The sequence below is a fragment of the Pseudomonas sp. GW821-FHT01C01 genome (genome assembly GCF_059422645.1).
This window is the reverse complement of record NZ_JBWKXF010000090.1, coordinates 1-10,332: the sequence shown is the minus strand read 5'-3', so window position 1 is coordinate 10,332 and position 10,332 is coordinate 1. Positions and strand designations below refer to the sequence as shown.

Sequence of the window (10,332 nt, the reverse complement as noted above, 5' to 3'; positions counted from 1 at the left end):
GGTATACCATCGTCGGCAGCGTCAGATGTGTAGAAGAGAAAGGAGCAAGCCCGCTCCCACATTGGAACGCGGCCTCCTGTGGGAGCGGGCTTGCTCGCGAAGGCGGCGGTACATCCAATATCCATCTTGAGGTTTAAGCAAGAATCTCGAACGCCGTGCTGGCCAGCCGTTCGCCATTGACCATGATGTGCACGGCATGGCGCCCCGCGTAATGTCGGCGGGTGGTGAGCTCCTTGATCTGCTGACCACGGCTGACGACTTCGATGGCGTTGCCGGGCAGCGTCAGCGCCTTGAGTTTGAACACCTTCGCCGACGTGCTGCCGTTGGCCTTGACGTAATCGATGGCATAGTCGATCACCAGGCGCTGGCTGCTTTCTATCGTGGATTTGACGGCAAACGACAGGGTGATTTTTTCTCCCAGGCCAATCGCTGGCGGTTCGACTTTCACCCCAACGATCTCGACTTCAGGCTTGCCGCCCGCGCCGATGATCGCCAGTGCACGCTGGTTGCCCTGTTTGATCAGGCTGCGTAGCGCTTGCCTGGCGATCCATGCGGTGTGCTTGTTGTCCAGCGACCAGCCTTCGATCAGGTCCAGCACCCATTCGGGATGATCCTTGGTGATGTCGTTGAGGTGGTTGGCCACGGACTTGCGCACGTACAGGCTGCTGTCTGCCTTGAGGTTGTCGAGGATACCAACGGCCAGACGCGGATCAGCCTGCACCGGCTCCAGGCGAAACGACCAGGGCAGGCGTGGCCGGCAACCTTCGCTGGCGAGACGCCGCACGTGTTCGTCGTCATCCAGGGACCAGTCATGCATCAGCTTCAACGAGCGATCGAGGTCGCTGCGCAGGAAATGGCGGATCGCGAACTCCGAGGACCCGAAGGCAGTGAAGTACTTCAGGGCGTCCATCGAGACGTCGAACGCATCGACGCCATAACTGGCGACGTAATGCGGCAGGCACATGCTGACGAAGCCGCTGTTCAGGCGCGGGGCGAGGGCGCGCAGCACCTGAAGCGAAGCTTCATAGTCCAGGGGCAGCACGGCGTGCAGGCATTCGCTGACCCGGGCCATGCGCTGCATGACGCTGAGATCCGCGAGGCCGGATTGGGCGAGCTTCAGGAAATGCGTGGCCTCGAATGGCGGATAGACCGCGGTCATTTCGCTGGCGATGTGCTGGAGGCGCTCGGTGTTGAAGATTTCCTTTAGGGCCGGAGAGGGTTGGTCAGCCATGGTGGCTCCTTGGCAATTGTTGTTGATCCATCACACCGCGTTATCGTTCTTCGCGAGCAAGCCCGCTCCCACAGAAGAGCTTATGCGCGACAAAGATCCAATGTGGGAGCGGGCTTGCTCGCGAAGAGGCCATTCCAGTCACCTCAATTCTTGCCCGCTTGCTCTTGCAGTTGATCCGACTCAAACAACTTCGCCAGTTCGACCCGTGCTTCCTGCGCCGTCTGCATCACCTTCACCGCGTCGTCATACACCGCATGCTGGGCTTCAAGCACCTCTTCATCGTGCTGTTTGAAGCGCTTGATCCGCGCATCGGCCTGGGCCTGGGTCAATCCCAACCCGATCAGGGTTTGCCGGCTCATTTCCAGGCTCGAATAAAAGGTTTCGCGCACGGCGTGGGCACCGACGTCCATCAGTCGGTGCACATGCTGACGGTTACGGGCGCGGGCGATGATTTTCATATGCGGATAGAGCTTGTGCACCAATTCGGCGGTCTTGATGTTGGTGTCCGGGTCGTCGGTGGCGATCACGAAATACTCGGCTTCCCCGGCCTTGGCCGCACTGAGGATTTCCGGGCGCATCGGGTCGCCATAGAACACCGGCACACCACCAAAACTGCGGGACAGCTCGATGGTTTCCACTGAGGTGTCGAGGGCCACGAACTTGATGTTCTGTGCGCGCAAAATCCGCGCAACGATCTGGCCCATGCGGCCCATGCCGGCGATCACCACCCGTGGCGCGTCGGCGTCGATTTCGCGGAACTTCTCCGGCACTTCCACCGGTTGCACTTTCGGGCTGACCAACCGTGCGCAAAGCAACAGCAACAGCGGCGTCACGGCCATGGACAGGGTGATGGTCAGCACCAGCAAGTCATACAGTTCTGCCGCGAACAGCCCGTGATCGCGACCGATCTTGAACACCACAAAGGCAAATTCACCACCGGCCGCCAACACGATGCCCAGGCGGATTGCACTGACCTTCTTCAAGCCGCCGGCCAGGCGACCGACAATAAACAGCAGCGGCAGTTTGATCGCGATCAGCAACAGGGTCAGGCCCAGCACCGCGACCGGCATGCTCAGCAACAGGCTCAGGTTCGCGCCCATGCCGACGCTGATGAAAAACAGCCCGAGCAACAGGCCTTTGAATGGTTCGATCTGAGCTTCCAGTTCATGGCGATACTCGGAATCCGCCAGCAGCAGGCCGGCGAGGAAGGCGCCCAGCGCCATGGAAATACCGGCCAGTTCCATCAGCCATGCCGTGCCGATCACTACCAGCAACGCCGTGGCGGTGGAGACCTCTGGCAACGCGGTTTTGGCCACCACGCGAAACACAGGCCGCAGCAGATAACGACCGCCGATCACCACTACTGCAATGCTGAACAACACCTGCAAGCCGTGGTTCAGGTCTTCGCTGGCGGTGGTGGTGTGATCGCCACCGGCAAGCAGCGGCACCATGGCGATCAAGGGGATCGCGGCGATGTCCTGAAACAACAGAATCGCGAACGCCAGCCGCCCATGGGGGCTGGTCAGTTCCTTGCGTTCAGCCAGGCTTTGCAGGCCGAATGCCGTGGACGAGAGCGCCAGGCCCAGGCCCAGGACGATCGCGGTGTTCAATGGCTGGCCAAAGGCCCACAGCGCCACCACGCCAATCACCGTGCCGGTCAACAGCACTTGCGCCAAGCCCACGCCGAACACTGATTTGCGCATCACCCACAAACGTCGCGGCGACAGCTCCAGGCCGATGATAAACAGCAGCAACACCACGCCGAGTTCGGAAATGTTCGCGACGCTTTGCGGGTTGCCGATCAGGCCCAGCACCGACGGGCCGATGATCACTCCGGCGAACAGATAGCCCAGGACCGCCCCCAGTTGCAGGCGCTTGGCTAACGGAACGATGAGCACGGCCGCCATCAGGAACACGACAGCGGCTTGCAGCAGGTTGCCTTCATGGGGCATTGGAAAACTCCAGGACTCGGTACAGCGGGGGTGACAAGAATAAAGCCTGAGCCCTTCGGCGTCAGCAAAGCGCTCGGCCTCAGATGTTACAATTTGCATTAGTTAGTTACATTTATAGGATTAGCTGATCAATCAGCGTCGTTTCCGAGTAACCCCATGGCGATCAACTTCGACCTCAATGACCTGCAGGCCTTCCGTGCCGTGGTCGAGCAGGGCAGCTTTCGCAAGGCTGCCGATACGGTGCGTATTTCCCAGCCCGCCTTGAGCCGGCGCATCGAAAAACTCGAAGACGCCCTTGGTGTGCGACTGTTCGAACGTACTACGCGCAAGGTCAGCCTGACCCAGGCAGGACGAGGTTTCATGCCCAGCGTCGAGCGCCTGCTGGACGATCTGGATGTGGCGTTGCTGGGCATCAGCGAAGTCGCTTCGACCCGTCTTGGCCACGTCACGGTCGCCTGCGTGCCGTCGGCGGCGTATTACTTCATGCCGAGGGTGATCGCGCACTATCACCGCCAGTTTCCGCGGATCAAGGTCAAGGTGCTCGATTCCAGTGCACACGAAGTGTTGAGTGCGGTGGTCAATGGCGAAGCGGATTTCGGCCTGAGTTTCATGGGCACGCTGGAAGCCGAAGTGGATTTCGAGCCCTTGGTGCAAGAGGGGTATGTCGTGGCGTGCCGGCGCGATCATCCCCTGGCGGGGCGAAGCAGTGTCACTTGGGACGAGTTCTATCAGCAGGATTACATCTCGCTGGATAAAACCTCGGGCAACCGTTTTCTGCTGGACCAGGCGTTGACCGGCGTGGTGCCGCAGCGGCCGAGCATCTGCGAAACCCGACACGTAACCACCATGATCGGACTGGTGGAGGCTGGGTTGGGCGTAGCGGCAGTGCCGCTGATGGCGATGCCGGCAGCGGATCATCCGATCCTGACGCGGGTGCCGTTGACCAATCCGCAGGTAATGCGCAGCGTCGGTCTGATCAAGCGCCGGGGTCGAACCCTGACCCCGGCGGCACTGGAACTGGAACGGCTGGTGGTGGAGATGAAAGTCGTACAGCCGTCGGTCAGCGGCTGACCGAGTCCAGTCCGGTCGCTTTCACGTCCGGTTGAGCCTGGGCCGAGGCCAGGTATTCCAGCAAGGCTTTGGCTTCGACCGGGTGCTGGGCACCTACCGGGATGCCGGCGGCAAACCGGGTCACCGATTGCACTGACTCCGGAATCTTCGCCACGAAGCTCACCCCCGGCACTGGTAACAATTCGCTGACTTGCTGGAAGCCCAGTTGATAATCCCCAGTGGCAACCACCGAACCCACCGGGACTTTCGGCACCATCGTCGATTTGGGCTTGAGCTGGTCTTCGATCCCCAGGCGTTTGTACAGCTGCTGCTCGATGTACACGCCGCTGGCGCTGTCTGAGTAGGCCACCGATTTCGCATCGAGCAGGGTCTTTTTCAGGCCCTCGACATTGCTGATATCCGGCTTCGGCGTACCTTCGCGCACGACCAGGCCAATGCGCGAATCTGCCAGTTCGACTCTTGAAGCGGGATCGACTTTGCCTTGTTTGATCAGATCGTCCAGCGCGTAGCCGACCATGATCACCACGTCGGCTTGCTCACCACGAGCCAGGCGATTGGGAATCGCCTCTGGCGCCTTGCCCATGGATGGACCGAGTGCGGTGTCGAGGGTATTGCCGGTGGCGGCGGTGAACTTCGGCCCGAGGATCTTGTAGGCCGCAGTGAAGCCGCCGGAGGTCATCACGCGGATCTCTTCCGCTTGGGCAATGCCGCTCAATCCCAGGGTGGCCACCAGCGCGAGCGCGGCAAAACTGAACTGTTTTTTCATGGTCATGTTCTCGATAAAAGACTGGTTCACGACGCCACCGGCTGCAGATGATTCGAGGCTCGGCGATAGAGCAAGAGCGTCGCGCACAGTGCGCACAGTGCTGCGAAACTCATCCAGAAACCGGGTGCAGCCTTGTCGCCGGTGTACTGGATCAGCCAGGTCGACATCGCCGGGGTGAACCCACCGAACACGGCCGTGGCCAGGCTATAAGCGAGGGAGAAACCGGCCACCCGAACCTCCACTGGCATGATTTCCGTCAGCGCCGGGATCATCGCGCCGTTGTACAGGCCATAAATGAACGACAGCCACAACAGCACCAGCAGCATATGGATGAAGCTCGGCGCATTGACCAGAAAGGTCAGCATCGGGTAGGTGGTGGCGATGGCCAGCAAGGCCATGGCGATCAACACCGGGCGTCGACCGATACGGTCCGAAAGTGCGCCGCCAATCGGCAGCCAGATGAAATTCGAGACGCCGACCAGCAGCGTCACCAGCAGCGCATCGGACGTGCTCAGGTGCAATACGGTTTTACCGAAGGTCGGCGCGTACACCGTGATCAGGTAGAACGCGGTGGTGGTCAGGGCGACCATCATCATGCCCGCGAACACGATCAGCCAGTTTTGCCCCAGGGTGCGGAACACCTCAGCCATGCTCGGGCGGTGTTTACGGGTGGCGAACTCTTCGGTTTCTTCCAGGTTGCGGCGCAGCAGAAAGATGAATGGCACGATCATGCAGCCGACGAAAAACGGAATCCGCCAGCCCCACTCGGCAATCGCACCCGGTGCCATCCACAGGTTCAAGGCGTAACCCAGCGCGGCGGCGACGATGATCGCCACTTGCTGGCTGCCTGACTGCCAACTGGTGAAAAAGCCCTTGTGGCCGGGCGTGGAGATTTCGGCGAGATACACCGACACGCCGCCCAATTCCGCACCGGCCGAGAAGCCTTGCAATAAGCGTCCGATCAGCACCAGGGCCGGGGCGAACAAACCGATGGTTTCGTAACCGGGTACCAGCACAATCAGGATCGTGCCGCTGGCCATGATCGACAGGGTCACAATCAACCCTTTGCGTCGGCCCACATCATCGATGTAGGCACCCAGCACCACCGCGCCCAACGGACGCATCAGAAAGCCTGCGCCGAACACCGCGAAGGTCATCATCAGCGAGGCGAATTCGCTGCTGGCCGGAAAGAACACGGCAGCGATCTGCGTGGCATAGAAGCCAAAAAGGAAGAAGTCGAACTGCTCGAGGAAGTTGCCCGAGGTGACCCGGAAAATCGCACTGGCCCGGGAGCGACCGGCAGTCGCGGGCCGTTGGATTGATGCTGTCATTGACGTGTACTCCACCGCTTTTATGACGTGCGCCGACAGGACGCGGCGCACGGTTCTTATTGGGGCGGATAGTGGAGCAGAGGCATCGATATGTTAATTGCATTGTTGGCATGCATTGATGTGCAAAGTGGATCAATGCATTCAGGGAAAGGGCTGTACCTGCGTCAGGCTGGATGGTTGAGCGATCAGATAAACGCCTGGATATGCGCCATCCCCCGGGCCACATACTCATCCTTCTCACCCACCGGGGCGAAATTGTTCAGCACTTCCCGGGCTGTTTCGCGGCCTTTCAACCGGGCCAGGATCCAGGCCGCGAGGTACGGCGACGCCAGGCAGCCACCCGCGGTGGCGATGTTGCCATTGGCATAGAACGCCTGGTTGACGACATTGACCCCGGCTTCCACCACCCAGGGTTTGCTGATGGCATCGGTGCAGGCCGGGGCATCGCCGAGCAGTCCGAGTCTGGCCAGCAGGAAAGTGCCGGAACACTGGGCCGCCAACAGTTGGCGTGCGGGATCGAATTGCAGTTGCGCCATGATCCCGGGGGTGGCGGCCACTTCCCGGGTCTTGCGGCCACTGCCCACCAGCACCGCATCCGCCTGACAGGCCTCGGCGAGATCGATGTGCGCATCGATGGTCAAGCCATTCATTGACGTGACCCGCGACGTCGGTGACGCGATGCTTACGCGCCAATCCTTGTCCCCGAGCAGGGAAACCCGGCTGAGCATGCCGTAGGCGATCAGCGAGTCCAGTTCGTTGAAACCGTCAAAGGTCAGAATGGCGATGTGCATGGCGAACTCCGATGGGGGTTTTGAGCAGCCTACTCGCGCGCCGCTCGATGGTGCCGGTACAGTTCGAAAGATTATTATGATAACAGTCATGTATCGCGCCCCGGCACCAGGCGACGAAGCGCTATTCGCTGTGTGCCCGCACCACGCTGTCGGTACCCAACCGATACTGATTGTTCCCGCTGCGCTTGGCCTCATACATCGCCAGGTCGGCAATGTGCAGCAAGCGGTCAATGCTCGGTGCATGATCGGGGAACACGGCGACGCCGAGGCTGGTGCCGATATGACGCTGGTCGTTGCCGATGGTCACGGGCGGGGACAGTTCGACGAAGATTTTCTGGCAGATCGTGCGCGCTTCGTCTTGCAGGTTTTTGCCTTGGGGCAGGTCCTGGAAGATGACCACGAATTCGTCACCACCGATCCGGGCGACGGTGTCGGTGCCGTGCAGAATGCGCTTGAGCCGGTTGGCGGTGGTGACAAGCACGCGGTCGCCGGCCGCATGACCGTAGCGGTCGTTGATGGCCTTGAAGCCATTGAGGTCGACGAACACCAGCGCCACCCGTGTGGCGCTGGTGCGCGCCTGCTCCAGCGCCTCGGACAGGCGCTCTTCGAGCACCAGGCGATTGGGCAGACCGGTCAGCGGGTCGTAATGGGCCAGGTGCTTGAGGTAGTTGGCCGAGGCCTTTTCTTCGGTGATGTCGCGTACCACGCCCATCATCTTGATCGTTTCGTCGTGGTCATTCTTGACCACATTGCCGGTTTCCCGAAGCCAGCGGATCGTTCCGTCGGGCCAGACCACGCGGTATTCCTCATCATGGTTTTCGCCGGTTTCCAGGCATCGCAGTTCGCCGGCCCGAACCCTGAGCCGGTCGTCCGGATGCACGCAGGAGCAGAACAGTGCGTAAGAGGGCGTCACTTCGCCGATCTTGAAGCCGAACATGCCGAAAATGGCGTCTGACCAGTACAACCGGTCGGTGTCGACATCCCAATCCCACGTGCCAATACGAGCGAAATACTGACTGCGCTTGAAGCGCTCGGCATCGCCATCCTGATGAATGTTCCGGCCTTCGGACAGGCTGGTGACGATGGTGCGACATTCGGCCAGTTGTTTTTGCAGTGTACGTTCGCGCCAGACCAGCGCGACGATCAGGGTGAGCGTCGTTGAACCAAGGATGACACTGGTCCAGAGCAAGATCATTCGGGGATGGCCATCAGGGCGGTGAACCGTACGGGTAATTGTTGATTATTTTAGTTCAGCAAACAGCTTTGAATGCCGCGCGCGGAGGCGGCAATGGTTGCCAATCGAAGGCAAATCTGGGAAAACGGCGCCCAACAGGCCCTTGAGGGCGAGTGAGCATACGAGTGAAATCAATGAATGACGAGCTTCAGGTAATCGATCTTCAGCTGGGTGACGGAAAAGCCGCTGTAAAAGGCGCGCTGATCACCACCCAGTACCGTGGCTGGCTGGAGGACGGGACCGAATTCGATTCTTCCTACAGCCGTGGCAAACCCTTCCAGTGCGTGATCGGCACCGGGCGGGTCATCAAGGGCTGGGATCTGGGGATCATGGGCATGCAGGTCGGTGGCAAGCGCAAACTGCTGGTGCCGGCGCATCTGGCCTATGGCGAACGCACCATGGGCAAGATCACGCCGAATTCAAACCTGATCTTCGAAATTGAGTTGCTGGAAGTGCTGACGCGGGATGATTGACCGTCAGGCCTGAAAAGTTTCCCGATACGCGTACAGGCCGGGTGTACCGCCGGTCATGACGAACAGCACATTGTCCCCGGGGCCGAAGCACCCCTGCTGCAGGTCGGCCAGCAAACCCGCAAAGGCTTTGCCGGAGTACACCGGGTCGACCAACAGGCCTTCGGCACGCGCCATCAGGCGTACGGCGTCCTGCATGGCGGCGGTTGGCAGACCATAGCCGGCACCCAGCTGGCTGCCGTCAATCACAACCCCGGCAGCCTGTACCTCGGCGCTATTGCCCAATAGCGCCAATGTCTCTCGGGTCAGTTGCAGGGTTCTCGTCGCCGATGAGTCCTGGTCGGACAACACCGAGAACGACTTGACCACGGACGTACCCCGACCAAGCAAATGGAAACCTGCCGCGAGCCCGGCATGCGTCCCGGCGCTGCCGTTGGGTACCACCACTTGATGGAACGTGAGTTGCAGTTCCGCCTCCTGCTGCGCGATTTCCGCTGCACAGCGGGCATAGCCGAGGCTGCCCAAGGGGGTTGAACCACCTGTCGGCAGCACCATGACCTTGCGCCCCGAATCCCGAAGCTGCGCAGCCCTGGCCTCGGCTTTGGCCAGTGAGTCGGTACCGCCGGCAAACACTTGCATCTGCGCGCCGAACAACTGGTCGAGCAGCACGTTGCCGTTGAGTTCGTAATCCACTTCGGCTTTGGCGACGGCCCGGGTCAGGAACAACTCGCAGGCGAGGCCCAGTCGTGCGCACACCGCGGCGGTCAGGCGGGCATGGTTGGACTGGATGCCGCCCACGGTAATGATCGTATCGATCCCGGCTTGCAGCGCCGCGCCGATATGGAATTCAAGCTTGCGCAGCTTGTTGCCGCCCGCGCCGATCAACATATGGTCGTCGCGTTTGAGAAACAGGCCGATACCCTGCCTGTCCAAGCCCAGCAGCTGTTCGAGTCGCGCAGCCCGCTGAATGGGCGTGGGACCTTGCAGCAGGTCTGCCCGCGCAAAAACACTCAGTGACTTGTCCAGTTGGGTTTGCATCAATCGAGCCTCGTTGTTCACCATGGTCAAGGTGACTCTATGGAGAAAGGCAGGCGGGATAAACGCACTGTCAGTCATGACTGTTTTAACCCGGTGTAACCAATCCCGCCTGGCAGCAGGACTTTCCAGGCCGCATTGGATAGGCTGGACCGGGCTTGAGCGCCTGCACGGGTTGCACGCTCATGCGCCTTACAGTCTGCTGGCCCACGGTACTGAAGACGACCCACTTTTACGCCAATGAACAGGCGCTGGCCTAATGCCTATCAGTTAAGCGGTAATGCGATCTGTAGCAGCTGCCGAGCCCGCGAGGCTGCGTTCGGCTGCGAAGCAGTCGTGAGTCCAGTTGATGCGGCCTGCCTGACGTACCGCAGTGACTGATTTTACGACTGCTTCGCAGCCGAACGCAGCCTCGCGGGCTCGGCAGCTGCTACAAAGGGTGTCGCGGCTG

General features: G+C 60.6%; 9 protein-coding genes. 2 read left to right on the top strand and 7 right to left on the bottom strand.

Features of this window, described 5'->3' with window-relative positions; genetic code table 11:
- Positions 1 to 133: 133 nt before the first annotated feature.
- A complete protein-coding gene (locus AC07XF_RS28275; RefSeq protein WP_495029143.1) occupies positions 134 to 1,231 on the bottom strand; it encodes a DNA alkylation repair protein in 1,098 nt (365 codons plus the stop codon).
- Between the two features lie 143 nt (positions 1,232 to 1,374).
- The gene (locus AC07XF_RS28270) at positions 1,375 to 3,183 is read right to left on the bottom strand and encodes a monovalent cation:proton antiporter-2 (CPA2) family protein (RefSeq protein ID WP_495029142.1); all 1,809 of its coding nucleotides are present in this window, start codon (positions 3,181 to 3,183) and stop codon (positions 1,375 to 1,377) included.
- A gap of 156 nt (positions 3,184 to 3,339) precedes the next feature.
- On the opposite strand from AC07XF_RS28270, the gene AC07XF_RS28265 reads away from it, so the two are divergent.
- Positions 3,340 to 4,254 carry a LysR family transcriptional regulator gene (locus tag AC07XF_RS28265; RefSeq protein ID WP_007999581.1) on the top strand — a complete coding sequence of 305 codons (915 nt, stop codon included), beginning with the start codon at positions 3,340 to 3,342 and terminating at the stop codon, positions 4,252 to 4,254.
- Here the strand turns inward: AC07XF_RS28265 and AC07XF_RS28260 are convergent.
- The 4 genes from AC07XF_RS28260 to AC07XF_RS28245 form a co-directional block, all read right to left on the bottom strand.
- A complete protein-coding gene (locus AC07XF_RS28260; RefSeq protein ID WP_495029144.1) occupies positions 4,244 to 5,020 on the bottom strand; it encodes a substrate-binding domain-containing protein in 777 nt (258 codons plus the stop codon). The genes AC07XF_RS28265 and AC07XF_RS28260 overlap by 11 nt on opposite strands.
- Positions 5,021 to 5,046: 26 nt before the next feature.
- Entirely contained in the window at positions 5,047 to 6,351 is a 1,305-nt protein-coding gene (locus tag AC07XF_RS28255; protein WP_495029141.1) for an MFS transporter, read from the bottom strand.
- Positions 6,352 to 6,536: 185 nt separating this feature from the next.
- Positions 6,537 to 7,142, bottom strand: coding sequence for a DJ-1/PfpI family protein (locus AC07XF_RS28250; protein ID WP_495029140.1), 606 nt, complete (start codon positions 7,140 to 7,142; stop codon positions 6,537 to 6,539).
- 121 nt (positions 7,143 to 7,263) lie between these two features.
- Positions 7,264 to 8,337, bottom strand: a complete 1,074-nt coding sequence (locus tag AC07XF_RS28245; protein ID WP_495029139.1) for a diguanylate cyclase domain-containing protein — start codon at positions 8,335 to 8,337, stop codon at positions 7,264 to 7,266.
- Positions 8,338 to 8,510: 173 nt separating this feature from the next.
- Between AC07XF_RS28245 and AC07XF_RS28240 the strand changes: the two genes are divergently transcribed.
- Positions 8,511 to 8,849 carry an FKBP-type peptidyl-prolyl cis-trans isomerase gene (locus AC07XF_RS28240; protein ID WP_495029138.1) on the top strand — a complete coding sequence of 113 codons (339 nt, stop codon included), beginning with the start codon at positions 8,511 to 8,513 and terminating at the stop codon, positions 8,847 to 8,849.
- A 3-nt stretch (positions 8,850 to 8,852) separates the two neighbouring features.
- Here the strand turns inward: AC07XF_RS28240 and AC07XF_RS28235 are convergent, their stop codons facing one another.
- Positions 8,853 to 9,884, bottom strand: coding sequence for a D-cysteine desulfhydrase family protein (locus AC07XF_RS28235; RefSeq protein WP_495029137.1), 1,032 nt, complete (start codon positions 9,882 to 9,884; stop codon positions 8,853 to 8,855).
- Between the last annotated feature and the right edge of the window lie 448 nt (positions 9,885 to 10,332).